Origin of the sequence: Bacillus sp. SIMBA_008 (assembly GCF_046535495.1) — a bacterium.
Classification (GTDB): domain Bacteria; phylum Bacillota; class Bacilli; order Bacillales; family Bacillaceae; genus Bacillus; species Bacillus subtilis.
On the sequence record NZ_JAWRWL010000853.1, the window covers coordinates 1 to 254 of the forward strand.

The following is a 254-nucleotide window of genomic DNA, read 5'->3' on the forward strand; positions in this document are numbered from 1 at the left end:
GCTAGAGAATGCAGATATGCATTTTTGGAAAGAATAATGAAGAAATATGATGCGAGATATGTAGCTCTTGGACATCATGGTGATGATCAAGTAGAGACGATTTTAATGCGCCTTGTACGAGGGAGTACTCCGAAAGGATATGCAGGAATTGCAGTGAAGCGTCCTTTTCATAATGGATATTTAATTAGGCCGTTACTTGGAGTAACGAAGGAAGAGATTGTTGATTACTGTAATAAGCTAAAAATAATTCCCCG

1 protein-coding gene is annotated in these 254 nt (G+C 38.2%); it reads left to right on the plus strand.

Features of this window, described 5'->3' with window-relative positions:
* The coding region (tilS, locus tag SB658_RS25755; protein WP_410603303.1) for a tRNA lysidine(34) synthetase TilS at positions 1-254 on the plus strand (254 nt) is incomplete at both ends.